General features: G+C 71.4%; 25 protein-coding genes. 13 read left to right on the top strand and 12 right to left on the bottom strand.

Going from position 1 to position 25,209, the window contains the following annotated elements; genetic code table 11:
* The first annotated feature begins 121 nt into the window (after window positions 1–121).
* A complete protein-coding gene (locus ACWCPF_RS08855; protein WP_451044282.1) occupies window positions 122–3,322 on the top strand; it encodes a tetratricopeptide repeat protein in 3,201 nt (1,066 codons plus the stop codon).
* A gap of 233 nt (window positions 3,323–3,555) precedes the next feature.
* Here ACWCPF_RS08855 and ACWCPF_RS08850 read toward each other — a convergent pair whose 3' ends face one another.
* Window positions 3,556–3,810 carry a hypothetical protein gene (locus tag ACWCPF_RS08850; protein ID WP_451044281.1) on the bottom strand — a complete coding sequence of 85 codons (255 nt, stop codon included), beginning with the start codon at window positions 3,808–3,810 and terminating at the stop codon, window positions 3,556–3,558.
* Complete coding sequence (gene mca / locus ACWCPF_RS08845; protein WP_451044572.1) at window positions 3,803–4,663, bottom strand: mycothiol conjugate amidase Mca; 861 nt, start codon at window positions 4,661–4,663, stop codon at window positions 3,803–3,805. The genes ACWCPF_RS08850 and mca overlap by 8 nt, the downstream gene beginning before the upstream one ends.
* Window positions 4,664–4,788: 125 nt before the next feature.
* On the opposite strand from mca, the gene ACWCPF_RS08840 reads away from it, so the two are divergent.
* Window positions 4,789–5,190 (top strand): DUF4307 domain-containing protein, encoded by a 402-nt coding sequence (locus tag ACWCPF_RS08840; RefSeq protein WP_451044280.1) that lies wholly within the window; start codon window positions 4,789–4,791, stop codon window positions 5,188–5,190.
* A gap of 190 nt (window positions 5,191–5,380) precedes the next feature.
* Window positions 5,381–5,881, top strand: a complete 501-nt coding sequence (greA, locus tag ACWCPF_RS08835; RefSeq protein WP_351910111.1) for a transcription elongation factor GreA — start codon at window positions 5,381–5,383, stop codon at window positions 5,879–5,881.
* Window positions 5,882–5,999: 118 nt separating this feature from the next.
* On the opposite strand, the gene ACWCPF_RS08830 is transcribed toward greA, so the two are convergent.
* From ACWCPF_RS08830 to ilvA, 3 genes are all read right to left on the bottom strand, one after another.
* On the bottom strand, window positions 6,000–6,863 hold the full coding sequence (locus tag ACWCPF_RS08830; protein ID WP_451044279.1) for an ABC transporter permease: 864 nt from the start codon (window positions 6,861–6,863) through the stop codon (window positions 6,000–6,002).
* Complete coding sequence (locus tag ACWCPF_RS08825; RefSeq protein ID WP_451044278.1) at window positions 6,860–7,864, bottom strand: ATP-binding cassette domain-containing protein; 1,005 nt, start codon at window positions 7,862–7,864, stop codon at window positions 6,860–6,862. The genes ACWCPF_RS08830 and ACWCPF_RS08825 overlap by 4 nt, the downstream gene beginning before the upstream one ends.
* Window positions 7,865–8,038: 174 nt before the next feature.
* Window positions 8,039–9,268, bottom strand: coding sequence for a threonine ammonia-lyase (gene ilvA / locus ACWCPF_RS08820; protein WP_451044277.1), 1,230 nt, complete (start codon window positions 9,266–9,268; stop codon window positions 8,039–8,041).
* A gap of 163 nt (window positions 9,269–9,431) precedes the next feature.
* Here ilvA and ACWCPF_RS08815 point away from each other — a divergent pair, with 163 nt between their 5' ends.
* From ACWCPF_RS08815 to ACWCPF_RS08805, 3 genes are all read left to right on the top strand, one after another.
* A complete protein-coding gene (locus ACWCPF_RS08815) occupies window positions 9,432–9,941 on the top strand; it encodes a MarR family winged helix-turn-helix transcriptional regulator (RefSeq protein ID WP_451044276.1) in 510 nt (169 codons plus the stop codon).
* Window positions 9,942–10,158: 217 nt separating this feature from the next.
* Window positions 10,159–10,674 carry a sigma factor-like helix-turn-helix DNA-binding protein gene (locus tag ACWCPF_RS08810; protein WP_451044275.1) on the top strand — a complete coding sequence of 172 codons (516 nt, stop codon included), beginning with the start codon at window positions 10,159–10,161 and terminating at the stop codon, window positions 10,672–10,674.
* The gene (locus ACWCPF_RS08805) at window positions 10,671–10,919 is read left to right on the top strand and encodes a hypothetical protein (protein WP_451044274.1); all 249 of its coding nucleotides are present in this window, start codon (window positions 10,671–10,673) and stop codon (window positions 10,917–10,919) included. Before ACWCPF_RS08810 ends, ACWCPF_RS08805 begins: the two co-directional genes overlap by 4 nt.
* 172 nt (window positions 10,920–11,091) lie before the next feature.
* On the opposite strand, the gene ACWCPF_RS08800 is transcribed toward ACWCPF_RS08805, so the two are convergent.
* Window positions 11,092–12,246 (bottom strand): cystathionine gamma-synthase, encoded by a 1,155-nt coding sequence (locus ACWCPF_RS08800; protein ID WP_451044273.1) that lies wholly within the window; start codon window positions 12,244–12,246, stop codon window positions 11,092–11,094.
* Between the two features lie 229 nt (window positions 12,247–12,475).
* Between ACWCPF_RS08800 and ACWCPF_RS08795 the strand changes: the two genes are divergently transcribed.
* The gene (locus ACWCPF_RS08795; protein ID WP_451044272.1) at window positions 12,476–13,594 is read left to right on the top strand and encodes a hypothetical protein; all 1,119 of its coding nucleotides are present in this window, start codon (window positions 12,476–12,478) and stop codon (window positions 13,592–13,594) included.
* Between the two features lie 57 nt (window positions 13,595–13,651).
* On the opposite strand, the gene msrA is transcribed toward ACWCPF_RS08795, so the two are convergent.
* Window positions 13,652–14,164, bottom strand: coding sequence for a peptide-methionine (S)-S-oxide reductase MsrA (msrA, locus tag ACWCPF_RS08790; protein WP_451044271.1), 513 nt, complete (start codon window positions 14,162–14,164; stop codon window positions 13,652–13,654).
* A gap of 205 nt (window positions 14,165–14,369) precedes the next feature.
* On the opposite strand from msrA, the gene ACWCPF_RS08785 reads away from it, so the two are divergent.
* Window positions 14,370–14,963, top strand: coding sequence for a DUF4291 domain-containing protein (locus ACWCPF_RS08785; RefSeq protein ID WP_451044270.1), 594 nt, complete (start codon window positions 14,370–14,372; stop codon window positions 14,961–14,963).
* 58 nt (window positions 14,964–15,021) lie between these two features.
* On the opposite strand, the gene manD is transcribed toward ACWCPF_RS08785, so the two are convergent.
* Window positions 15,022–16,266, bottom strand: coding sequence for a D-mannonate dehydratase ManD (gene manD / locus ACWCPF_RS08780; protein ID WP_451044269.1), 1,245 nt, complete (start codon window positions 16,264–16,266; stop codon window positions 15,022–15,024).
* 109 nt (window positions 16,267–16,375) lie between these two features.
* Window positions 16,376–17,794, bottom strand: coding sequence for a gluconokinase, GntK/IdnK-type (locus tag ACWCPF_RS08775; protein WP_451044268.1), 1,419 nt, complete (start codon window positions 17,792–17,794; stop codon window positions 16,376–16,378).
* Between the two features lie 372 nt (window positions 17,795–18,166).
* Here ACWCPF_RS08775 and ACWCPF_RS08770 point away from each other — a divergent pair, with 372 nt between their 5' ends.
* A complete protein-coding gene (locus ACWCPF_RS08770; protein ID WP_451044267.1) occupies window positions 18,167–18,289 on the top strand; it encodes a hypothetical protein in 123 nt (40 codons plus the stop codon).
* A gap of 31 nt (window positions 18,290–18,320) precedes the next feature.
* On the opposite strand, the gene ACWCPF_RS08765 is transcribed toward ACWCPF_RS08770, so the two are convergent.
* The 3 genes from ACWCPF_RS08765 to ACWCPF_RS08755 all read right to left on the bottom strand — a co-directional run bounded on the left by ACWCPF_RS08765 (window position 18,321) and on the right by ACWCPF_RS08755 (window position 20,454).
* Complete coding sequence (locus ACWCPF_RS08765) at window positions 18,321–18,926, bottom strand: hypothetical protein (protein WP_451044266.1); 606 nt, start codon at window positions 18,924–18,926, stop codon at window positions 18,321–18,323.
* On the bottom strand, window positions 18,923–19,498 hold the full coding sequence (locus tag ACWCPF_RS08760; protein ID WP_451044265.1) for an RNA polymerase sigma factor: 576 nt from the start codon (window positions 19,496–19,498) through the stop codon (window positions 18,923–18,925). Before ACWCPF_RS08760 ends, ACWCPF_RS08765 begins: the two co-directional genes overlap by 4 nt.
* A gap of 158 nt (window positions 19,499–19,656) precedes the next feature.
* A complete protein-coding gene (locus tag ACWCPF_RS08755; protein ID WP_451044264.1) occupies window positions 19,657–20,454 on the bottom strand; it encodes a carbon-nitrogen family hydrolase in 798 nt (265 codons plus the stop codon).
* 132 nt (window positions 20,455–20,586) lie between these two features.
* Here ACWCPF_RS08755 and ACWCPF_RS08750 point away from each other — a divergent pair, with 132 nt between their 5' ends.
* From ACWCPF_RS08750 to ACWCPF_RS08735, 4 genes are all read left to right on the top strand, one after another.
* The gene (locus tag ACWCPF_RS08750; protein ID WP_451044263.1) at window positions 20,587–21,717 is read left to right on the top strand and encodes a serine hydrolase domain-containing protein; all 1,131 of its coding nucleotides are present in this window, start codon (window positions 20,587–20,589) and stop codon (window positions 21,715–21,717) included.
* A 111-nt stretch (window positions 21,718–21,828) separates the two neighbouring features.
* Window positions 21,829–22,920 carry an ABC transporter substrate-binding protein gene (locus ACWCPF_RS08745; protein ID WP_451044571.1) on the top strand — a complete coding sequence of 364 codons (1,092 nt, stop codon included), beginning with the start codon at window positions 21,829–21,831 and terminating at the stop codon, window positions 22,918–22,920.
* A gap of 13 nt (window positions 22,921–22,933) precedes the next feature.
* Window positions 22,934–23,920 carry a FecCD family ABC transporter permease gene (locus tag ACWCPF_RS08740; protein WP_451044262.1) on the top strand — a complete coding sequence of 329 codons (987 nt, stop codon included), beginning with the start codon at window positions 22,934–22,936 and terminating at the stop codon, window positions 23,918–23,920.
* 77 nt (window positions 23,921–23,997) lie between these two features.
* Window positions 23,998–25,071: a FecCD family ABC transporter permease gene (locus tag ACWCPF_RS08735; RefSeq protein WP_451044570.1), complete on the top strand. Its 1,074-nt coding sequence runs from the start codon at window positions 23,998–24,000 to the stop codon at window positions 25,069–25,071.
* The last annotated feature ends 138 nt before the right edge of the window (window positions 25,072–25,209 follow it).

Raw genomic sequence — 25,209 nt, 5'->3', positions numbered from 1 at the left:
CTTCGCCCGACCCGCTCAGCGCGCCCGGGCGGGGCGATCGCGGCCCACGCCCCCTCGCGCCACGGAGCCGCCCGCAGCACACTTGACCAAGAAATGTGTGACCGCCGGAGGGGGACGGGACATGCGGGACGGCCATAGGGCGGAAGCCGAGCGGTTGTTGGCGCGGGCCGTGGAGGAGGAGGTACGGCGGTCCGGCGGGCGCGCCGACCGGCAGGCGCTGCTGACGCGGGCGCGTGGCGCGCTGGACGCCATGGCGCAGACGGCCGCCGAGGAGTACGAGGCGTATGCGCGCGCCCTGGAGGAGTCGGAGGCCCGCCGGATCAGTTTCGGGCAGCGCTACGCCCGCGAGGGCGGACGGACTCCGTTGCTGGTGGCGGGTGTTGCCGCCGTGACGACGGCGGTCGCCGACCTCGCGCTGGGCACCGGTCCGGGCACGGCGCTCGGGGCCGGGGTGGCCGTCGGGGTCGTCGGGGCCGCCGCGACCGTCGTGAAGGTGGCGGGGTCGCATCTGCCGGCCGCGCATCACCGGGCCGGCGAGGCGGGACAGCCCGGCGGCGCGGAGCAACTGCGGCTGCAGTGGCTCACGGCGCTGGAGGTACGGGGCATCCGGCCGTTCCTGGACCAGCAGCGGGTGCTGAGCGCGACGACCGGGGCGAAGAAGGCGCCGGGACCGCAGTTGCGCGGCGCGGACAAGAGCGCGAAGGCGCGCGGCCGGACGGTGCTGGCGCAGTCGTTCGCCCAACTCCCCGAGCCGTCCGGCCCGTTCGCGGGCCGTCGGGCGGAGCTGGCGCAGATCCGGCAGTGGGTGCAGTCGGCGCGGGCCAGTACGGAGACCCGGCCCACCGTGGTCGTCCTGCACGGCGGCCCCGGCAGCGGCCGTACGACGCTCGCGGTGCGGGCCGCGCACGATCTGCGGGACCAGTTCCGCGGCGCGTGCGTGGTGGACCTGCGCGGCGACAGCGCGCAGGAGACGCCGCTGGCCACCCGGGACGCCCTGCTGCATCTGCTGAACCGGCTGGGCGCGCCCCGCGAGCAGCTCCTGTTCCGTGAGCGTTCCTCCGCGGACCAGCAGGTCAAACGGCTGAGCGAGCTGTATCAGCAGCATCTGACGGGCCTGCCGGTGATCGTCGTCCTCGATGACGCCTCCGATCCGGAGCAGGTCCGCGCGCTCGTCCCCGAACGCTCCGACAGCCTCGTCCTGATCACCGCGCGGACCCCGCCCGCGCTGCCGGCCGGGCTGTCCGCGTGGGTGCACGAGCTGGCGGTGCGCCCGCTGGCGGCGGCGGGCGCGGAGGAACTGCTGGGCGCGGTGGCGCAGGACGCCTCGGGTCCCTACGACGCCGAATCCGCCGACCGGATCACCGAGTTGTGCGGCGGGCTGCCGCTGGCGCTGCGCGTGGCGGGCTCCTCGCTGGGCCCGCGTTCACCGCGCACGCTGGCCGCGGATCTGGGCGCGTACGGTCCGGTGGAGCCCGTCGAGCGGGCGCTGTGGGTGCGCTACACCGACCAGCCGGAGGTCCCGCGCAGACTGCTGCGCCGGCTGGCGCTGGCCGGACGGGCCTCGCTCGGAGCGGCCGCGGCGGCCGCGCTGCTCGCCACGGACCGCGGCGAGGCGGCCCGGCATCTCGCGGCCCTCGCCGACGCCGGTCTGGTCGACCTGGTCCGCGGCGACCGCTACCGCCTGCACGACCTGGTGCGCGCCTTCGCACAGGCCCGGCTGCTGGACGAGGAGGAGCAGGCCGACCGCTCCGCCGCCCAGGAGCGGCTGATCGTCAGCTACGCCGAGCTCGCCGACTCCGTGCTGCGGCTGGTCGACGGCAACATGTCGACCCGCTCGGACCGGTTCACCCCGCACGGCTTCACCTCCCTGGACGAGGCGCTGCGCTGGCTGGACGACGAGTCCAGCTTCATCACGGCGACGCTGCGGCACGCGGAGGGCGTCGACCAGAACGCCGTCATGAGCCTGCTCGGCGCGCTGTGCGACTACTGCCTGCTGCGCGGCGACCTCTACCGGCTCGGTGAGATCAGCGAGCTGGCCCAGTCGGTCGGCCAGGACCTGCTGGTGCGGTCCGTGCAGTGGCGCACCGGCATCGCGGCCCGTCAGCTGGGCGAGCTCGACAAGGCCCGCACCACGCTCAGCTCGGTCGTCGACCTCTATCTCCAGGCCCATCACGACGCGGGCGCGGCGCGCGCCCTGTGCTCGCTGGGCATCACCCTGCACCACCAGGGCCAGCTCACCGAGGCGGCGGCGAAGCTGCGGGAGGCGATGGATCTGCAGGCCTCGCCCCAGCTGGCCACGGACCGCGCCTGGACGATGCACGCGCTGGCCGCGGTGGAGCGGGACCGCGCCCATCTCGCCGAGGCCCTGGACCTGCTCACCCGCTCGCTGGTCCTGCACCGCGAGGGCGGCTCCGTGCACGGCGAGGCGTGGGCGCACTTCCAGCTGGGCCAGCTGCATCTGCGGCGCGGCGACGTCCCGGAGGCCGAGGCCGAGCTGCACAAGGCCCTCGATCTGTACGCCCGCACCCGCGACGGGCGCGGCGAGGCCTGGGCCCTGACCCAGCTGGCCCGGGCCCGGCTGATGGCCGGCGATCCCGGCCCGGCGGCCGAGGATCTGCGCCGGGCGGCGGCCCGGCACCGGGACAACGAGGACGCGCGCGGCGAGGCCTGGACGATCTACTACCTGGGGCTGGCCCTGGAGGAGACCGGCGACCTCGACCACGCCGTCCGCGAGCTGGAACGTTCCCGCAGCCTCTTCTCCCGGATGCGGGACGTCTACGGCCTGGCCTGCGCCCGTCACCACTCGGCCCGGGTGACCCGCGACCAGCGCGCCGCGCAGACCGGTTCCCTGCGCAACTCCGGCTTCGCCCGGCAGCTGCTGGTCGACGCCCGCGCCGACTTCCAGCGCATCGGGGTCCCCCACGGCGAGGCCTGGACCTGCCTGGAGCTGGCGATCGTCGACGCCGGCAACGCCCGTGCCCAGGCCGCGCTGGCCCTGTGCGAGGAGGCGGCGGCCCTGTTCGCGTCCTACGGCGACCGGCGCGGCGAGGACTGGGCGCACTTCCTGCGCTGCACCCTGCTGCCGTACGCGGCCCCGGGCGGCGTCGTGGTCGGCACGGCGGTCGCCCAGGAGGAACTGGCCCAGCTGAGCCGGTCCCACCACCCGTTGCGCGACGGCCGCCTCACCGAATGCCTGGAGGCCTACGCCCTGCTCCTGGAGCGCGGCATCCGCCTGGAGTCGGGCTGGCAGGCCTGGCGCCTGGGAATGGTCCCGAGCAGACACGGCCGCGAAATCATGGGCGTGGCACTCCCCACGGGGTAACCGGCGGGGAGGGCCGGGGGCCTGGGCTGGGGGCATCGGCCGGGGGCCTTGGCTGGGGCCGAGCGGGCCGCGCGAAGTCGGCAGCGGTTCGGCAGCGCCCCAAAGGGGCGCGGGGAACTGCGCGACCAGCCACGACGGCGCCGCAGCGAAACGCTCAGGGAAGGCCGGGGCGGGGGCCCTTAGGCAAGGCCGGGGGCTGGGCTGATCGCCCAGCCCCCGCCCCCGCCTTCGCCTCAGGTCGCCGACGACGGCTTCCCAGCCGTAGACGCGCCCTTACCGCCCGCTTCGTCCGAACCCGTCGGCTCGCTGAAGTCGACCTTGCCCATGTGCTTGTTCATGGACTTCATCAGGGCCCACACCGCCACCGCCATCGCCGCGAAGACGATGAAGCCGAGGACGCCGGGGGTGACCTTGTTCTCGTCGACCTCCTTGGCGAGGGGGACGAGATGCGTCATTGCCAGGCTCACGCTTGCGCTCATATCAGGCATTGTCGCGGATGCCCGCAAAGAGGTCGTCCTCGGGGAGGGAGGTATCGACGCGGGACTTCGCGAGCTCGTACTCCTCCGTCGGCCAGACCTCCCGCTGGATCTCCATGGGAACGCGGAACCAGCCGCCGTCGGGGTCGATCTGCGTGGCGTGGGCGATCAGCGCCTTGTCACGGATCTCGAAGAAGTCGGCGCACGGGATGTGCGTGGTCAGGGTGCGCTCCGGCTGCCCGAACTCGTCCCAGCGCTTGAGCCACTCCGCGTAGGGCGACTCCAGGCCGCGCTCGAGCATCGCGTTGTGCAGCGCCATCGTGCGCGGGCGGTTGAAGCCCTGGTTGTAGTAGAGCTTCAGCGGCCGGTACACCGGGCCGAACTCGGCCTCGGGGTACTTCTCGGCGTCGTCCGCGCCCTCGAAGGCCACCACCGAGATCTTGTAGGTCATGATGTGGTCGGGGTGCGGGTAGCCGCCGTTCTCGTCGTAGGTGGTGATCACCTGGGGGCGGAACGAGCGGATCTGCTTCACCAGCTCGCCGGCCGCCTTGTCGACGTCCTCCAGGGCGAAGCAGCCCTCCGGCAGCGGCGGCAGCGGGTCGCCCTCGGGCAGCCCGGAGTCGACGAAGCCGAGCCACTCCTGCTTGACGCCCAGGATCTCCCTGGCCTCGTCCATCTCCTTCTTGCGTACCTCGTGGATGTGCTCCTCGATGTACTTGTCGCCCTGCAGCTTGGGGTTGAGGATGGAGCCGCGCTCCCCGCCCGTGCAGGTCACGACCAGCACGTCCACCCCCTCGGACACGTACTTCGCCATGGTGGCCGCGCCCTTGCTCGACTCGTCGTCGGGGTGCGCGTGGACGGCCATCAGTCGCAGCTGGTCAGTCAAGACTCAATCCTCGGTAAGTCGGCGCCCGGTGTGCACCGGCGCGATCGCAGGCTTCTATAGTGACCGAATCGGAGGGCGATTAATTCCGCGCCGGGAGGACGATCATGAGTACGGCGAGCACGCGACTGCCCGAGGGCCGCTACGGCCACACCTCGGACGAGCGCGCCGACCACAAGCTCAGGATCGCAGGCGCCGTGCTCGGCGCGCTGCTGCTCGCGGTGGTCGGCTACTTCGCCTACCACTACGTCGGCCAGAACAAGATCAGCGCCGAGTTGATCGCTTTCGATGTGACCTCGGACAACGCGGTGCAGGTCCACCTGGAAGTCCGCAAGGACTCGGGCGCGAACGGCTACTGCACGGTCCGCTCGCAGGCCGAGAACGGCACCGAGGTGGGCCGGGCGGACTTCCGCTTCTCCGGTTCGGACACGCGCATCGACCGGGTCGTCACCCTGCGTACGACGGCCAAGGGCACGACGGCGGAGCTGCTCGGCTGCCACGCCGGCTGACGCCGGGCCGCCCAGGCGGGGTCATCCTCCGCAATACGTACACGCTGACCTGCGTTGACGTAATTCTGATGGCTTATGTCCTCCCCCTTCGCCCGCTGAATTGTTAGGCTCGTGGTTTCGCCCATCCCCTGAGGAACATGCTTCTGGGTAGGGCGATGCTTTGTATTCCCAGTACCGACGAGGAGCACCTGTGACCCAGACCAGCGAGTCCGTCACCTGGCTGACCCAGGAGGCGTACAACAAGCTCAAGGTCGAGCTTGAGTACCTTACTGGTCCTGCGCGCACGGAGATCGCCGCCAAGATCGCGGCCGCGCGCGAGGAGGGGGACCTGCGTGAGAACGGTGGGTACCACGCGGCCAAGGAGGAGCAGGGCAAGCAGGAGCTTCGTGTGCGCCAGCTGACCCAGCTCCTCGACAACGCCAAGGTCGGCGAGGCCCCGGCTTCCACGGACGGCGCGGTCGCGCCCGGCATGGTCGTGACGATCGCGTTCGACGGTGACGAGGACGACACGACGACGTTCCTGCTCGCCTCTCGCGAGTACGCGAGCTCCGACATCGAGACCTACTCGCCGCAGTCGCCCCTGGGCACCGGCGTGATCGGTCACAAGGTCGGCGAGGACGCGCAGTACGAGCTGCCGAACGGCAAGAAGGCTTCCGTGCGGATCCTCAAGGCCGAGCCCTACAGCGCCTGACCCTCACCGCGGCTGAGCCCTCCTTCCTGGACGTTCCTGTTCCCGGACCTTCCGGACCTTCCGGACCGAAGCCCCCGGCGCCCCGTGCCGCCGGGGGCTTCGTGCTGCCGGGGCTTCGTCATGCGGTGGCGGAGCGGTACTTGCGGACCGCCAGGGTCCGGAAGATCAGGACGATCAGGACCGAGTAGATCAACGAGGCCCAGACGGGGTGCTGCATGGGCCAGGCGTCCGACGCCGACTGCCCGGGGTTGGCGAACAGCACCCGGCAGGCCTGGACGGTGGCGCTGAACGGGTTCCACTCGGCCACATGACGCAGCCAGGGCGTCATATTGCCGGTGTCGACGAACGCGTTGGATATGAAGGTCACCGGAAAGAGCCAGATCAGCCCACCGGAGGTGGCCGCCTCGGGGGTGCGGACGGTCAGGCCGATCAGGGCGCCGATCCAGGTGAACGCGTACCCGAGCAGAAGCAGCAGACCGAAGGCGGCCAGCACCCGACCGGCGTTGGTGTTGCCGTCGGACCCGACCCGCCAGCCGACCAGGAGGGCGACGATCGCCAGGACCAGCAGCGTGAGCGCCGTCTGGACGAGGTCGGCGAGGGTGCGCCCGGTGAGCACCGCGCCGCGTGCCATGGGCAGGGAGCGGAAGCGGTCTATGAGGCCCTTGTGCATGTCGTCGGCGATCCCCGCACCGGCGCCCGCGGTGGCGAAGGTGACGGTCTGCGCGAAGATGCCCGCCATGAGGAAGTTCTTGTAGTCGGTGGCGCTCGTGCTGCCGCCGATCTGCATGGAGCCGCCGAACACGTAGGTGAAAAGCACCACGAACATGATCGGCTGGATGAGCCCGAAAATGACCATCTCAGGAATGCGGGACATCCGAATAAGGTTGCGCTTTGCAACGACCAGCGAGTCGCGGACGGACTGTCCGAGTGGATGGGCGGGCGCGGGCGCCGCGCCGCGTACGGCGTCGGTGACGGCACTCATTTGACGGTCTCCCTCTCGCTCTGTCCGTTGCGTTCGCCGTGCTCGTCGCCCGCGGCCCGCGCTTCGGCCACGTGTCCCGTCAGGGACAGGAAGACGTCGTCGAGGGTGGGGCGGCGCAGGCCTATGTCGTCTATCTCTATGCCGCGGGTGTCGAGCTCGCGGATGACCTCGGCGAGGAGCTTGGCGCCGCCCGCGACGGGCACGGTGAGCTTGCGCGTGTGCTGCTCGACGGTTGTCTCGCCCTTGCCGAAGCCGGTCAGTACCTCCGCGGCCGTGGGGATGTGTTCGCGATCGTGCACGACGACCTCCACGCGCTCGCCGCCGGTGCGGGCCTTGAGCTGGTCGGAGGTGCCGCGGGCGATGACGCGGCCGTGGTCGACGACCGCAATGTCGTGCGCGAGGTGGTCGGCCTCTTCGAGGTACTGGGTGGTCAGCAGCAGCGTGGTACCGCCGGAGACCAGACGCTTGATGACCTCCCACAGGAGTTGGCGGTTGCGCGGGTCGAGGCCGGTCGTCGGCTCGTCCATGAACATCACGGGCGGCGAGACCACCAGCGCCGCGGCCAGGTCGAGGCGGCGGCGCATGCCTCCGGAGTAGGTCTTGGCGGTGCGGTCGGCGGCGTCCGCGAGGTCGAACTGGTCGAGCAGCTCGGCGGCCCGGACCTTGGCGGCGGCGGATTTCATCTGGTAGAGCTGACCGACCATCTGGAGGTTCTCGCGGCCGGTGAGGTATTCGTCGACCGCGGCGAACTGGCCGGACAGGCCGATCGAGCGGCGCACCTCGTTGGGTTGCTTGAGCACGTCGAGGCCGGCGACGACGGCCCGGCCCCGGTCGGGGCGCAGGAGGGTGGTCAGACAGCGGACCGTGGTGGTCTTGCCCGCGCCGTTCGGCCCGAGCAGGCCGAGGACGGTGCCCTCCGGGACGTCGAGGTCGACGCCGTCCAGAGCCTTTACGTCGCCGAAGGTCTTGACCAGGCCTTCGGCGTAGATGGCGCCTGGCATATGAGTCTCCACGTCGTTGGGGATTCTTCGGAAAGTCTAAGTTTGTACTTTTCGTTCCACCCGTCGCTCGGCACGACCGGGCAGGGAATGAGCGGCATGCGACACACCATAACGCGATGTATCGCGTCTCACAACGGACTTACTCGAATGAGTGACGACGAGTCGATCAGCCCGTCAGTCGATGACGGTGTAGCCGGACTCGCGCAGGGCCCGGCCGACCTCGGCGCAGTGCGCCGGCCCCTTCGTCTCCAAGTGCAGATCGACCTCCGCCTCGGTCAGCCCGAGCCGGGGATCGGTCCGCACATGGCCCACGTCCAGAACGTTGGCGTCGACCACTGACAAGACCCCGAGCAGCGTGGCGAGGGCGCCCGGCCGGTCCGTCAGCCGCAGCCGTACGGCCAGGTAGCGGCCCTGCGCCGCCATGCCGTGCCGCAGCACCCGCTGCATCAGCACCGGATCGACGTTGCCGCCGGACAGCACCGCGACGACCGGCCCGTCGAAGGACTCGGGCCGGCTCAGCAGCGCGGCCACCGGGCTGGCGCCGGCCGGCTCCACGACCAGCTTGGCCCGCTCCAGGCACAGCAGCAGCGCGGTGGACAGCTCGTCCTCCGTCACCGTGCACACCTCGTCCACCAGATCGCCGACGAGGGCGAACGGCACATCCCCGGGCCGGCCGACCTTGATGCCGTCGGCCATCGTCGCCGGATTGCGGATCGACACCGGCCGACCCGCCGCCAGCGAGGGCGGATACGCCGCGGCCCCCGCCGCCTGCACGCCGACGATCCGCACGTCCGGCCGCAGCGCCTTCACCGCGACGGCGATGCCCGCCGCCAGACCGCCGCCGCCGACCCCGACGACGATCGTGCGCACCTCCGGGCACTGCTCCAGGATCTCCAGGCCGACCGTGCCCTGCCCCGCGATGACGTCGGGGTGGTCGAAGGGGTGGATGAACACCGCCCCCGTCTCGATCGCGTACTCCTGCGCGGCGGCCAGCGTCTCGTCGACCACCGCGCCGTGCAGGCGCACCTCGGCGCCGTACTCGCGGGTGGCGCTGATCTTGGGAAGCGGCGCGCCCTGCGGCATGAACACCGTGGAACGCACGCCCAGCAGCGACGACGCCAGCGCCACGCCCTGCGCGTGGTTGCCCGCGCTCGCCGCGACGACCCCGGCGACGCGTTCCTCCGGCAGCAGCCCGGCGATCCGGATGTACGCGCCGCGCAGCTTGAACGATCCCGTCCGCTGGAGGTTCTCGCACTTGAGGTGCACCGGAGCCCCCACCAACTGGGAGAGATGCCTGCTGCCCTCCATCGCGGTCATCCGTGCGACGCCCGACAACATCTTCTGGGCGCCACGCACATCGTCCAGGGTGACGGCACGCAAGGAGTCAGCCGTGCGGTAGCTCATGACACCAGCATCGCAGTTCACAGGCGGAAACAACCGCTGTGACCAACCTCCGAGACCGGTTTCCGCAGCGCCCGTACGACCCGCCTTCCAGCCGCGTACTCTGTCCCCCATTCCAGCAGCCCCTTCATGAAGTGAGCCCCCGGCCATGCCCACAACACCTGAAATGTCGATGGACATGACGACCGTCGGTGACACCGGTCTTCTCGACACGCTGCAGCACGAGGTCGCGGTGTTCGCCCGCCGTGCCGAACAGACCCGGCTCGGCGGTGTCGGGCAGGTGCGCAACTCCATGGACCGCGCCGCGTATCTCCTGCTCAACCGCCTGGACAAGGAAGGACCGATGGGCGTCAAGGCGCTCGCCGCGAGCATGGGCATCGACTCGTCCACGGTCACCCGGCAGGTGGCCCCGCTCGTCGACACCGGCCTGGTCAAGCGGACCTCGCACCCCGAGGACGGCCGGGCCGTGGTGCTGCAGCTGTCCCCGCGCGGGCAGTCGCGGCTGGAGGAAGTACGGTCCTCCCGGCGACAGTTGATGGCCGAGCTCACGGAGGACTGGGCGCCGGAGGAGCGCAAGGCGTTCTGCACGCTCCTCACGCGCTTCAACACCGCGCTGTCCTCCCGGATGGCCACCCAGGGCCTGCCGGGCGCGGAGCCGTCGCCGTCCGCCTCCTGAACGAACGGCGGGAACGGCGCGAGGTGCGCGAGGCGCGCAAGGTGCCCAAGGTGCGCGGCTGTCGAACGGGGAGTGCGCGGCTCTTGACCGAAAGCCTGCCCCTGGCCTCATATGAGACCGAAGGACATGGCCGTCCAAGGGCCACGGATCCGGCGGAGGCGCCGCAAGCTCCGGGATCCAGGGGTTCGGGCGGACGCCGTCGGGCGGGAGGCTCGGTGTGCGAGAGACGCGTGCGGCCCAGGAAGCCGGCCGGGCCCGGGAGTTCGAGGCGTTCGTCGCCGGGGCGGGCGGACGGCTGCTGCACGCCGCGACCCTGCTCACGGCCGAGGCCCCGGACGACAACCCGCGCGCGCGTCGCCTGCTGACCCTCGCGCTCGCGCACACGTACGCGTACTGGGACCGGCTGCACGGCGAGGACCCGTACAACCGGGCCCGCGAACACCTCGCCACCCGTTTCCTGCACGGCGCGTGGCACCAGTACGGCGCGCTGCCCCTGGGCCGCATCCTGCAGCGCCCCGCCGCCGTCGGCACACTGGCCCGGCTCACTCCTCAAGAGCGCCTCGTCCTCGTCCTGAGGCTGTACGAGGGCGTCGCCGAGGAACAGGTGGCGGCCCTGCTCGGCCTTCCGACGGACCGGGTCCGCTCGGTCTGCGAGCGCGCGGCGGCCACGCTTCTGCACCCCCCGCGCGGACCGGCCCCCACGGCGCGGCGGGCGAAGGCGGCCGCGTCGTGAACCGCGTCGAGCGGGACGCCGCCGTACGGCAGCTCATGGAGCGGACGACGCCCCACGTGCCCGCGGAGCTCCACGCGGACGTCATACGCAGGGGCAGCCGTATGCTGCGCCGCCGGACGATCGCCCGGCGCCTGCTGTGGCTGCTGCTGCTCGCGGCGACCGTGGCGTTCGTGATCTGGGCGGTGATCGCCCAGCCCTGGGTGGAGCCGCCGTCGGAGACGACTCCACCCCTCACCAACTGGTGACGAACGTGCCCCCGGCGGGGGTCTAAGCGGGTCCGGCCAAGTCGGCTGCGGTTCGGCAGCGCCCTGAAGGGGCGCGGGGCGCTGACATATGCGGCTCCGCCGCGCGGGCGCGACCGGCCACGATGGCGCCGCAGCGAAACGACGGCACATCGCGGCACTTCCAGCGGAGCGCTTAGCCGAGGGCCTGCTGCAGGTCTTCGAGGAGATCGTCGACGTTCTCGATGCCCACGGAGAGACGGACGAGATCGCCGGGCACCTCGAGGGCGGAGCCGACCACGGACGCGTGCGTCATACGCCCCGGGTGCTCGATGAGGGACTCGACGCCGCCCAGCGACTCGCCCAGGGTGAACACCTTGGCGCGGTTGCAGACCTCGACGGCCGCCTCCTCGCCGCCGGCCACCCGGAAGGAGATCATGCCGCCGAACGCCCGCATCTGCTTGGCGGCGACCTCGTGACCGGGGTGCTCCGGCAGGCCCGGGTACAGCACGCTCGTCACGCGCGCGTGGCGCGTCAGCATGTCGGCGACCTTGGTGGCGTTCTCGCTGTGCCGGTCCATGCGCACCGACAGCGTCTTCGTGCCGCGCAGCACCAGCCAGGAGTCGAAGGGCCCGGCGACCGCGCCCATCGCGTTCTGGTGGAACGCCAGCTCCTCGCCCAGCTCCGCGTCGCCGGTGATCAGCGCGCCGCCGACGACGTCCGAGTGGCCGCCCATGTACTTGGTCAGGGAGTGCACGACGACGTCCGCGCCGAGCGACAGCGGCTGCTGCAGATACGGCGTGGCGAAGGTGTTGTCGACGACGAGCCGGGCGCCCGCGTCCCGGGCCACCTGGGCGACGGCGGCGATGTCGGTGATGCCGAGCAGCGGGTTGGAGGGGGTCTCCACCCACACCACCTTGGTCTTCGGCGTGAGGGCGGCCCGTACGGCGGACGGATCGCTGGTGTCGGCGACCGACCACTCCACCCCCCACCGGGCGACGACCTTGGCGAAGAGCCGGAACGTGCCGCCGTACGCGTCGTTCGGGATGACCACGTGGTCGCCGGGGCTGAGCAGCGTACGCAACAGGCAGTCCTCGGCCGCCAGTCCGGAAGCGAACGCAAGGCCTCGGGCGCCGCCTTCGAGGGCGGCGAGGTTCTCCTCCAGGGCGGTCCTGGTCGGGTTGGCGCTGCGGCTGTACTCGTAGCCGCCGCGCAGGCCGCCGACGCCGTCCTGCTTGTAGGTCGAGACCTGGTAGATCGGCGGGACGACCGCGCCGGTGAGGGGATCGGCGGTGTTGCCCGCGTGGATCGCGAGGGTCTCGAAATGCTGACTGATGTGCCTGTCGCTCATGGACAACGAGCGTAGTCCGCTCGCGGGCCGGACGCGGGACGGGCGGAAGACGGGCGCGGGACGAGCGCAAGACGGCGCGAAACCGCCCCGGGGACGGCAGGGGACGGACAGGGGGGCGGGCAAGGTGGCGGGCAACGGACGGGCGGTTTCCTCGGCCGTGAGCGGAGAGTTATCCACAGGCGCGGGGGTGGGTTCGCCAATTGTCGGCGCGGTCTGGTTCGCTTGTGGCATGGAGATTCTCTGGGTCCTGATGGCGCTGGCCATGATCAGCTTCGTGCTGATGTCTTTCGTGCGGCGCAGGCGCGGCCCGATCGGGCTGGTGCCGGAGGATCACCCGGACGCCGCGAACCCGGCGACGTACGGTTTCGTGCGCACGGAGGAGCTGGACATCCGCATGCCCGGCGCCGACCAGGATCTGCTGGATGTGCTGGACGTGGTGCAGCACACGCAGGACTACCGGGCCGCGCAGCAGCTGCTCGCCGGCACCGAGACGGCGGGCGAGCTGCGCTGGCAGCGCGTGCAGGCCTTCGCGGGCGCGGCGGCGCTGGAGCTGCAGCAGCGTCCCGGCGGTGTCAGCGAGACGCCGGGCGGACAGTGGCTGCGGGTGTGGCGGACCGAGGCGCCGAAGGACGCGGGCGGCGCGGCGGTGCACGCCGAGTTCCTGGTCCAGCAGGCGTGGCGGACGTCGACGCGGGGCACGGACGACTTCCGGATCATCATGGAGGAGGCGAGGGAGGCCTGCGGTCAGGCGGCGCTGCTCGCCCCCGGCGACCCGATCCCGTACATCGTCGAGCTGTCGGTGGCCCGTGGCCTGAACTACTCGCAGGCGGAGTTCGAGCAGCTCTGGCTGAAGATCCTGGACCGCGCTCCGGCGCACATGGGGGCGCATCTGGCGGCCCTGCACTACTGGTGCGAGAAGTGGCACGGTTCGCGTGAGCTGGCGAACACCTTCGCGGAGGCGGCGGCGGCCAGAGCCCCCCAGGGCTCGCTCCTCGCGGCGATGCCCCTGTTCGCGGTCTTCGAGCACCTGCCCGAGGTGAACCTGGTCAGCGGCTTCTACCAGAGCGAGGTCGTGACGAAGGCGATGCACGGCGCACTGTTCGCGGTGCACGCGGCCCGGCCCGACGACCCGATGCTGGCGCACGTCCGCCACCTGCTGGTCTTCTTCCTGGTGCGGTCCGAGCGCTGGTCGGAGGCGATGAGCCAGCTCATACACGTGGACGGCCATGTCGGCGCCCTCCCCTGGACCCTCTCCCCCGACCCGGCGGGCGAGTTCGCGATCTACCGAGCGCTGGCGGTCGCAGGCTACGAGGCGAACGGCGGTAGCCCGGCGACGCTGCCGCACTGAAATCGACGAGGGGGCGGGGGGCCGACAAGTCGGCCCCCCGCCCCCTCCGGCTGGCTGTCAGCCCTCCGCGCGGGCGGGCAGTCGCCATCCCGGGCGCGGGAAGTGGCAGGTGTAGCCGTTCGGGTAACGCTGCAGGTAGTCCTGGTGCTCGGGCTCGGCCTCCCAGAAGGGACCGACCGGCTCCACCTCGGTGACGACCTTGCCGGGCCAGAGTCCGGAGGCGTCCACATCGGCGATCGTGTCCTCGGCGATGCGCTTCTGCTCGTCGTCCACGTAGTAGATCGCCGAACGGTAGCTGAGGCCGATGTCGTTGCCCTGGCGGTTCTTGGTGCTCGGGTCGTGAATCTGGAAGAAGAACTCCAGGATCGCGCGGAAGTCGGTCTGCTCGGGATCGAAAACGATCTCGATGGCCTCCGCGTGCGTGCCGTGGTTACGGTACGTCGCGTTCGCCACGTCACCCCCCGTATAGCCGACCCGGGTCCCGGTCACGCCCGGGAGTCGGCGGATCAGCTCCTCCATCCCCCAGAAGCATCCACCAGCCAGCACGGCCCTCTGCGTCTGCGCCGCCATTACGACCCCTCCAATATCTTTCGGCTCGGTCACTCGGACTGCCCGGCTCGCACACCACCGGCATCCCATGCCCACTGCCCTCAACGCACGAGGACCCCAGCCGATTCCATGCCGCCCGACCCCGCCCTGTCCGCCGGCCACGGCCGCCCCCACGAAGGTCAAAAATCAGTGGCTCCGTGACCGGACAGCCCCGAGGCTGTGCCGCATGGAAGAACCGCAACACGGCATCCGCGCACACCACACCGAATCCACGATCACCGTCTACCAGGCGTACACCCCGCAGCTCGGCCGCCCGGCAGCCCAGGAGGGCCGCTTCCCCGCGGCGTGGAAGCGGGACCGGATGACATGGATCAAGCCGAGCTTCCTGTGGATGATGTACCGCTGCGGCTGGGGCTCCAAGGAAGGGCAGGAGACCGTCCTCGCCGTCGAGATCACCCGGGACGGCTTCGAGTGGGCGCTGCGTCACGCGTGCCTGTCGAGCTACGTCCGGGGAGTGCACCCCGACCGAGCGAGCTGGCAACGTCAGTTGAAGCGCGCGCCCGCCCGCGTGCAGTGGGACCCCGAGCGGGACCTGCGCCTGCAGCCCCTGCCGTACCGGGCCCTGCAACTCGGCCTCTCCGGCGAGGCCGCACGGCGTTACGCGGACGAGTGGACGGTCTCCATCAGCGACGTGACCTCACTCGCCCACGAGATCCACGCCCTCGTCGGCAGCGGTGACCTGGACTCCGCCGCCCGACTGCTGCCCCAGGAACGCCCCTACCCCTCGGGAGACGAGCTGCTTGCCCGCCTAGGCGGATGAGAGCCGCGCAGCCGCGCGGCCGCTCAGCCGCGAGGCGGTCGTCGGGGCGGGCTTCGGGTCACCAGTCGTGCAGGGTGCCGTCCGTCAGCCTGTTGACCGGGAGGTATGCCGCCTCGTACGGGAAGTGGCGCGCCGCCTCGGTGTCGAGTTCGACTCCCAGTCCCGGGGTGTCGGACGGGTGCAGCAGCCCGTCCTCGAACCGGAACGAGGTGCGGAAGACCTCCAGGGTGCGTTCGGAGTGCTGCATGTACTCCTGGATGCCGAAGTTGTGGATCGCCAGGTCCAGGTGGAGGGCCGCGGCCATGCCCACCGGGGAGATGTCGGTCGGGCCGTGCATTCCGGACTTGATGCCGTAGACATCCGCGAGATCGAGCAGCTTCTTCATGGCGGTGACCCCACCGGTGTGGGTGACCGCGGATCGCACGTAGTCGATCAGCCGCTCGCTCAGCAACGTGGTGTAGTCGTACACCGAGTTGAAGACCTCACCGATCGCCAACGGTGTCGTCGTGTGCTGCCGGATCAGGCGCAGCGCCGCCTGATCTTCGGCGGGCGTGGCGTCCTCCAGCCAGAACAGGTCGTACGGTTCCAGTGCCTTGCCGAGCTGGGCGGCCTGGATCGGCGTCATCCGGTGGTGCCCGTCGTGCAGTAGGGGCAGTTCGGGGCCGAACTCCGCCCGGACGGCCTCGAAGACGGACGGCATGTGCCGCAGATACGCGCGGGTGTCCCAGGTCTCCACCGTCGGGCGGAGCCGTCCGCCGACGGTGGCGCGGCGCGCGGGCTCGTAGTCGTAGCGCTGTTCGCCCTCCGCTCCGGCGGCGGCCACCCCGTAGACCGAATCCAGGCCGGGGATGCCGCTCTGCACGCGGATGGCGCGGTAGCCCAGCTCCAGATGCTTGCGGACGGAGTCGAGCAGTTCGGGCACATCGCGGCCCGAGGCGTGCCCGTAGGCCATGGCCCCGCTGCGGGACGCGCCGCCGAGGAGCTGGTAGAGGGGCATCCCGGCGCTCTTGGCCTTGATGTCCCACAGCGCTGTGTCGACCGCGGCTATCGCGGCCATGGTGACGGGGCCGCGCCGCCAGTACGCGCCCCGGTAGAGGTACTGCCAGGTGTCCTCGATGCGCGAGGCGTCGCCGCCGAGGATCAGGGGGACGACATGGTCGTCCAGATACGACCGCACGGCCAGTTCCCGGCCGTTCAGCGTGGCGTCGCCAAGGCCGGTGATGCCGTCCTCGGTGGTGAGGCGCAGGGTGACGAAGTTCCGTCCCGGACTGGTGACGATCACCTCGGCAGACTCGATCCGCATGACGAGGTCCCCTCTCTTCGAGCAGGTCAATCGAGCGATCGGGCGGGTTGATCAGGCAGGTCGATCGGGCAGGTTGATCGGGCGGGGCGTCGGGGGCCGACGGGCCGGCTCAGCGTCGTCGCGTGTGTCGGGCCAGTTCGGTCTGGACCTCGGCGACGATGCGTTCGACGGGCAGGGTCGCGTCGACCGTCATGCCGACCTCGTCGTCCTGCAAGGGTTCGAGGTCCTCGAACTGTGAGGGCACCAGGGAGGCGGGCATGTAGTGCGACTCTCTGCCGGCCACCCGGGCGGTGGCCTCGTCCTGGCCGAGTTCCAGGTGCACGAAGAACGCGTCGGCGCGGGCCACCCGCAGCAGCTCGCGGTAGATGCGTCGGAGGGCCGAGCAGGTGATCACCAGCCCCTCCTCCGAGCCGGCCGCCCGCATACGGCGCGCGATGGCGGCCAGCCACGGGCTGCGGCTGCGGTCGTCGAGAGGGTCGCCGCGCTCCATCGACTCCCGGCTGCGGCTGCTGTGGAAGTCGTCCCCCTCCTCGAAGGGCACCCTGAGCGACTCCGCCAAGTACCGGCCCACGGTGCTCTTGCCGCACCCGGTCACGCCCATGACGACGATGGGAGGGCGCCGCGCACGCACCAACGCGGCCATGGCGTCCCCGAAACCGGTTCGATGGACGGTCGGCAGTCCGTTCGCGTTGAACTCGGCCAACCCCGCCCGAAGATGGTCGAGCACCGCGGGATCCTGCAGTCGTCCGCCCCGGATCTCGGCGAGGATGGCCTCCGCGAAGGCCTCCGACGCCGTCGCCAGTCCCTGGTCGACGGCGTAGGCCAGCCCCATGTGCAGCCACATGGCGATCGGCTCCGGCCGGGAGGGGTAGCTCTGGACCGTGTCGGCGCCGACGGCCGCGCGCGCCGACACGACCGTCGCCTCCTGGTGGCCGCCCGCCCAGTCTCGGTCGATCCGGTGGTTCAGGGCCATGACGACCGGGTGGGAAAGCCGCAGGAACAACTCGTTGCGCGAGCCGGCCAGCAGGGTGCGGTGGAAGGCGGCGTCGACGTCCCGGAAGCGCTGCCGGATCGCGGCCCCTTCCTCCTCCTTCGCGAAGTCCGGTTCCTCGCTGAGGGCCAGCAAGGTGCGGGCCTGGCTGGTCAGGTCGTGGCAGACCTCTGCGGACCTGCTCAGCGCCGCGAGCCTGGCGGCCCGTGGCTCGATCACCTCCCGCAGCTCGGTGAGTGACCGCATCTGGCTGTCGGGGGCCGCCTCCAGACGCCACGTGATCACGTCGGGGTCCAGCAGGTCCCACCGCTCCAGCGCCTGGACGGTGGCTCCGATCCGCGGCTGCAGATTCACGAGGCCCTTCTGATGCAGCGTCTGCAGTGCCTCGCGCGCCATGGGCCGAGTGATCCCGAACTCGTGCACGACGGCGTCCACGGTCAGGTGCTGGTCGCGCGGCTTGGCCCCCTCCACGATCTGACAGCCCAGGAGTTCCACCACCTTGACGGTGGAACTGCGCAGGGCGTCCTCGGAATCCACGCGAGGGTCTAACTCATGACCAGTCATGACATAAACGCTAGGTCACAGCGCCGCTCTGGTCAGCCGTCAGGCCACGCGTGAAGTAGCACGGAGCACCGAATGGGCGCGCACCGGAGCGCACGTCTGCGCACGACCGCCCTCTCACGACCCCTTCACTCCCTTCCCGCCCGCGATGACGCACTAGGAGCCTTCCTGGACTGCGCTCATATGGGTACGGTGATCCTCATTCGAGAGGTTCCTGATGCAACTACGGGAGAGTGCCGTATGTCCGAACCGACTTCGCCACCACCGTCCCCCTCACCCACGCCACCGCCGGCACCCCCACCGTCGGAGCGGCTGCCCCTGCGCTGGGGGCTCATACTCTTAGCCTCGGTGGTGGCAGGACTGCTGGCAGGGCTGCTGACCTACGCCCGGACGGGCAACTGGCCCGAGTCACTCATGGCCGCACTCGCCACGAGCGCCGCGGCACTCGTGGCCCTTCCGCTGTTGCTCTGAGGCGCGGCGAAGCCGTCCGGATCCTCCGGCGTCACTTCCCGAACGCCTGGCGGAACTCGTCGACGGTCTCGTCCGGGGCCCCGTTCGCCCCGCACACTGGGACGACGCCGTTCTCGGCGGCCACGACGTAGCGCTCGCCTTCCAAGAACGTCAACGCCTCCGGCCGGCTCGCGTCGCCGTCGAGCACGACCGTCTCCGTGTCGCCGCCCTTCAGCCAGTGGTCGACGCGGAAGGTGGCCGTGGAACCCTTGATCGAGGTGACTGTGCCCACGAAGAGGGTCGGATACGCACCCAGGGTGTCGGGACTGGGCGCCACACACTTCTGATTGCCGAAGCCGCTCTGGACGGTGAGTGTCAGTGGGCCGGTGGAAGCCGCGTGCCCGTTGTCGTCGTTCGTCATGACTCCGCCGGCGATGCCGCCGCCGAGCAGAAGCAGCCCGGCAGCCGCCGCGAGCCCGACGAGCTGACGGCGACTCCGCCACACAGCCGTCTTCGCGGGAACCGTATCGCCGGTCCGGAGCGCGGTGTCGGTGGTCAAGATGTCCTCCACAAGTCGGTCGATGTCGGGCAGCGGAGCATGCGGGGTCAGCGCCGGATCCGCGGGCTTCAGCCGGGCCAGCAACTCGTCGTCATTCACTGACCGCTCCTTCCTTCATCGCTCTTGTGTCCGGACGGTTCGTCATGCTTTCGCCTCAACTGCTCGGCGAGTTTCTTTTTCGCCCGATGCAGCCGGATGCTCACGGCGTTGGACGTCAGCCCGGTCGCCTCCGCGATCTGCCCCGGCGCCAGCCCCTCCCACGCCCACAGCCGCACCACCTCACGGTCCACTGCCCCGAGGGCGGCGAGCGCGGCGTGCAGCTCGCTGTGGTCGGCGACCCCGGCCGACTGCTGCTCCTGCGTCCGCATCAACCGCTCGACCAGCCGGAGCCGGCGCCCGTCGGCACGGCGGGCATTCGCCAGGCAGCCCCGCGCCACCCCGTAGCACCACGGCAGCACGTCATCGGGGTCGGGCAGAGAACGCGGCGCCGGCCCCAGGCCGGGCACGTCGTCGATGCGGCGCCACAGCACCAGCATCGCCTCCGCCAGGACGTCGTCGACCATGTCGGCGCTCGTCCGTCGCAGCAGGTACCGGTGCAACGGTTCCACCACCACGCGCGCCAGTCCTTCGAAGCGCGCCCGCTGCCTCTGGCGCGACTCCTCTTCCGTCATGGATTCCACAACCCGTCCTGTCCACCACCGCCCGAATCCTTTCAGCCAAGAACATGCGGCCAGGGCAGGGCAGGACGGGACAGGACAGGACAGGGCAGGGCTCCGATGGCTGTTTCACGCGATGGTCGCGGCGGCCGGTTGTGGGTGCGGAGCGAAGCTCATCGGTTGGTGGGGGCCTCGATGGAGAGGACTCGGTCTCGGAGTACGGGGAGTTCGGTGCGGATGCGGGTGACCTCGGCCATGTCGAGGTCGACCGTCAGCGTCTCCTGCGTGGTGCCGGCCTCGCCGAGGACCGTCCCCCAGGGGTCGACGACCACGCTGTGGCCGAGCTGTTCCATGTCGCCGTGGGTGCCGACCGCGCAGCAGGCCAGCAGGAAGACCTGTTCCTCCAGGGCCCTGGTGCGCGTGAGGAGTTGCCAGTGGCTGAGGCGGGCCGCGGGCCATGCGGCCGGCACCACGATCAGTTCCGCGCCCGCGTCGAGCAGGCCCCGGAAGAGTTCGGGGAAGCGGAGGTCGTAGCAGATGGCGAGGCCGACGACACCGAAGTCGGCGGGCACGGTGACGATGTCGTCGCCGCCGCCCATCAGGGTCGCCTCGCCGGTGTCGAAGCCGTAGCGGTGGATCTTGCGATAGCGCCCGTGCAGCTCGCCGGTCCGGTCGAAGAGCAGCGCGGTGTTGTAGAGCGTCCCGTCCGCGTCCCGCTCGACGATCGATCCGGCGTGGAGCCACACCCCGGCCTGCCGGGCGGCTGCCGACATGGCCTCGGCGGTGGGGCCGTCGACGCCTTCGGCATCGTCGCCCCAGCGGTCGTACGACCATGCGCCGGCCGTCCACAGCTCCGGCAGGACCACGAGATCGTCGCCCGCGCGGCCGCGGACCAGCGACGCTGCCCTGCGGCGGCGTTCCTCGGCGGTGTCCGACGAGTCCACGGACAGCTGTATCAGCGAGGCACGCATGGCTGTCACCTCCGCGACCGTTTCCGCGCGATCTCCCTTCGAGCGTAGGCAGCAACATGCGCATCCCGCGCGGCAGCGAAATTCGGTTGCCGTGGGCGGACGGACCGAGGCTAGATGGCTGACATGGCTGACATGGCTGGCATCGCTCGCACTGGCGGCGTTCAAGGCTCGTACGACGATCTCTTCCGCGCCGTGCCCACCGCCCTCGCCGCGCTGCTGGACGGCGGGGACGCCGGTGGCTCGGTGGCCGTGTTCGTGGACGGCGAGCCGGTGGTGGACGTCTGGGGCGGGTTCGCCGACGCGGAGCGCACGGCTGCGTGGCAGCGGGACACGATCGTCAACGTCTTCTCCGTCACCAAGACGATGACGGCCCTGTGCGCGCTGGTGCTGGCCGACCGTGGGGAGCTCGATCCGGACGCGCCGGTCGCCCGGTACTGGCCGGAGTTCGCCGCGGCGGGCAAGGAGGGCGTGCTCGTCCGGCACCTGCTCTCGCACACCGCGGGCCTGCCCGACTGGGAGGGTCCGCTGGCGGAGGTCTACGACTGGTCGGCGGCAACGGCACGACTGGCCGCGACGGCACCGCAGTGGAAGCCGGGGAGCGCGGTCGGGTACCACTCGCTCACCCAGGGGTTCCTCGTGGGCGAGGTGGTCCGCCGGATCACCGGCCGGAGCCCCGGGGAGTTCTTCGCCGACGAGATCGCCGGACCGCTGGGCGCGGACTTCCGCATGGGGCTGCCGCCCGAGCACGACCACCGGGTGGCGGCGACGATCCCGCCGCCGTCGCGCGACGAGGACTACGCCGCGAGCGCGCCCGGCGGCACCGCCGCCCCGACCGCGGCGACCGCGATCCGGGTCCGCGACGGCAACAGCGTGGCCTGGCGCCGGGCGCAGATCCCCGCGGCCAGCGGCTTCGGCAACGCCCGCTCGGTGGCGCTCGTCCAGTCCGTGATGGCCTGCGGGGGTTCCGTGCGCGGGGTGCGGCTGCTGTCGCGGGCAGGCTGTGAGCGCGCGTGGGAGGAGCAGTTCAGCGGCGAGGACCGCGTCCTGGGCGTCCCGGTCAGCTGGGGTCTGGGCTACGGGCGCTTCGGCAGCACGTACGGGTGGGGCGGCTGGGGCGGCTCGCTGGTCGTGATCGACCCCGAGTCGCGGATGACGGTCGCGTACGTGACGAACCAGATGCGTGAACCCGCCGACGACCAGCGGGGAATGGAGCTCGTCATGGCCGCGTACGACGGTCTTCAGGGCCTCCAGGCGGGCGGCTGAGGGTGTTTCCAGGGGGCGGGCCTCCGTCGCCCGACCCCGACCCCCGTCATCACCGCACTCCAACACCGGTTAAGGTAAGGCTCGCCTTAGTGGATGACCGGAAGCAGTGGAGTGCGTACGTTGAAGTGGAAAGTCCCCGTGGTCTCCCGGGTCTCCGTGGTCTCCGTCGTTGCCGTCGGAGGACTGCTCGTCGGCTGTTCGTCCGCCTCTGACAACGATGCCGACTCGTCGGCTTCAGCCGCCGCTGGCGCGAAGGCCGACGGTGAGAAGAACCTCGTCGCCGGGGCCTCCGAAGGACCCACCGCCGCGCCGAGCGCCCTCGCCGACGGCATGGGCGCGGACACCGACGCGGACGGCGCCTTCCCGCGCACGGTCAAGCACTTCCAGGGCAGCACGACCGTCAAGACGGAGCCGAAGAAGATCGCCGTCCTCAGCACGGGACAGCTCGACGACCTGCTCAGCCTCGGCGTCGTCCCGACCGCCTCGACCCGCGCCGACAACGCCGGTCTCGTCCCGGACTATCTGACGGACGCCTTCCCGCAGCACAAGGCGAAGCTCGCCGCGATGACCGACGCCGGCACCCGTCAGGCGCCCAACCTGGAGTCCCTGGCGGCCGCAAAGCCGGACCTGATCCTGCTCAACGACTCCCTCGGCGACCTCTACCCCAAGCTGTCGAAGATCGCGCCGACCGTCGTCACGGCCGGACAGGGCATCAACTGGAAGCGGGACCTGCTGCTCGTCGGCGAGGCGATCGGCAAGGGGCAGGCCGCGCAGAAGCTGCTCGACGGCATCGTCGGCGACGCGCGGACGAAGGGCGCCGCAGTCGAGGGCGACCCGATCGTGTCCATGGTGCGGTTCACCCCGGACCGCACGCGCATGTTCGGCGTGTCGTCCTTCACCGGGTCGATCGCCGTGGACATGGGGCTCTCCCGCCCCAAGTCGCAGCAGTTCAACGCCATTTCGCAGGACATCAGCGCCGAGAAGATCGATACCGCGGACGGTGACTGGATCTTCTACTCGGTCCAGGGCGACGCGAGCAAGACGGACGCCGCGAGCGTGGTCGCCGGGCCGCTGTGGAAGGGGATGGGCGCGGTGAAGTCCGGGCAGGCCGTCAAGGTCGACGACGACCCCTGGTACCTGAACGCGGGTCCGACGGCCGCGCGGCTGGTCGTGACCGAGCTTGCCGACCGCCTCGGCGGGTAGGGTCTGCCGTCCCGTGAGACACCTCGCCTGGCCGGCGGCCGCCCTGCTGGTGGCCGTCGCGGCCGTGCTCAGCCTCGCCGTCGGCGCGCGGGCCGTGCCGCCGTCCGCCGTGCTCGACGCCCTGCTGAACGGCGGGAGCTCACCGGACGCCCTCGTCGTCCGGTCGCTGCGGCTGCCGCGGACCGAGATCGGGCTGACGGCGGGAGCCGCGCTCGGTCTCGCCGGGGCGGCGCTGCAGGCGGTCACCCGCAATCCGCTCGCCGATCCCGGCATCCTCGGCCTCAGCCAGGGCGCCGCGGCCGGGGTCGTCCTCGCCATCTCCCTCGGCCTCGCGAACGGCTTCTCGGGGTATGTCTGGTACGCGTTCCTCGGCGCCGTCGCCGCCGCGTGTCTGGTGTACGGGATCGCCGTCCGGGGCCGGGGCGGGGCATCCCCCGTGAAGCTGGCGCTGGCCGGTACGGCCCTGTCGGCGATGACCGCGGGGGCCACGACCGTCGTCCTGACGTCGAGTTCGGCGACCCTCGACCAGTTCCGGTTCTGGCAGGTGGGCGCGCTGAGCGGGCGCGACGCCGACACCGTCGTCCGGATGCTGCCGTTCCTGGGGGCGGGCGCGCTGCTGGTGCTGGCGTGCGCACGGGGGCTGGACGCGCTGGCCCTCGGCGACGAGACGGCCCGTGCGCTGGGGCACCGGGTGCACACGGTACGGGTGTGCGCGGCGCTCGGGGCGACCCTGCTGACCGCGTCAGCGGTGGCCGCCGCCGGGCCGATCGCCTTCGTGGGCCTGGCGGTGCCGCATCTCGCGCGCCGGGTCACGCGGGGCGCGGCGCATCGGCTGGTGCTGCCGCTGTCGGCGCTGCTGGGCGCCGCGTTGCTGCTGCTCGCGGATGTGGCCGGGCGGGTGGTGCGGGCTCCGGCGGAGGTACCGGCCGGGGTGATGACGGCGCTGGTGGGGGTGCCGGTGCTGGTGGTACTGGTGCGGCGGAAGGCGATCGCCTCGTGACCCTCCCGGCAGAAGTCCCGGCGGAAGTCCCGGCGGAAGTCCCGGCAGAGCTGCCGGCAAAACGGGCGGCAGAACAGGTGCGCCCTGAGCAGCGGTTTCCGGTCGCCCGTCCCAAGGGCGTCACCGTGCTGCGGCCCCGCCCCCGGATCTCGGTCCTCCTGCACCGCCGTGCCGCCTGCGTCGCCACCGCGCTTCTTCTCCTCCTCGGGTGCGTCATGCTCGCCGCCGCCTGCTGCGGGCAGACCTATGTCCCGCCGGACGAGGTCTACCGCACCCTGCGCGGCGAAACCGGCCCCTACGACCTGATCGTCGGCGAGCTGCGGGTGCCCCGGATCGTGCTGGGCGCCCTCGTCGGCGTCGCCCTCGGGATGTCCGGGGCGCTCGTGCAGACGGTCACCCGCAATCCGCTGGCCAGCCCGGACGTGATCGGCGTGGGCCATGGCGCCGCCGCCGCGACCGTCCTCGCGCTCGCCACCGGCGTGGTCTCCTCGCCCGGTGCGATGCCGGCCGTGTCCGTCGTGGGCGGTCTCGCGGCCGCGGCCCTCGTCTACGCGCTGGCCTGGCGTCGTGGGATGCAGCCGAGCCGCTTCGTGCTCACCGGCGTCGGGATCGGCGTCGCCCTCTCCGCGGTGGTCCAGCTCTATCTCGCCGACAGCGAGCTGGAGGCGGCCGAGCAGGTCAAGCTGTGGCTCACCGGCAGCCTCAACGGCCGCGGCTGGGAGCAGGCGGGGCCGCTGGCCGCGGTGCTGCTGCTCTCGCTGCCCGCGCTGGTGTGGGCGAGCCGGGCGGTCCGTCCGCTCGGTCTCGACCCGGACACCGCGGCCGCGCTCGGCGTTCGGGTGGACCGGGCGCGGCTCGGTCTGACGGTCCTCGGCGTCGTCCTCGCGGCGACCGCCACGGGTGCGGCGGGGCCGATCGGCTTCGTCGCGCTGACCGCGCCCCAGCTGGCCCGACGCCTCACCCGTACGCCCCAACTGCCGTTGGTGGCCAGCGCGTTGACGGGTGCGGTCGTCCTGGTCGGCGCGGATCTGGCCGCCCGAATGCTGCTGCCGCCGCTGGAGATCCCGGTCGGCGCACTGACCGCGCTGGTCGGCGGGCCGTACCTGCTGTGGCTGCTGGGACGGGAGCCACAGCAGGTACGGCCCTCCTGAGGACCACGAACCCGCCCACGGACCTCACCGCCGAGGCGGCCACCGGCGGGACCACGTAGGCGCTCCGCTGGGAGTGCCTACGTGGTGCCGCGATGTGCCGTCGTTCGGCTGCGGCGCCGTCGTGGCTGGTCGCGCAGT

The sequence above is a fragment of the Streptomyces sp. NPDC001858 genome, assembly GCF_053594615.1.
The sequence above is the reverse complement of the archived record's forward strand: the minus strand, read 5'-3'. Positions and strand labels throughout refer to the sequence as shown.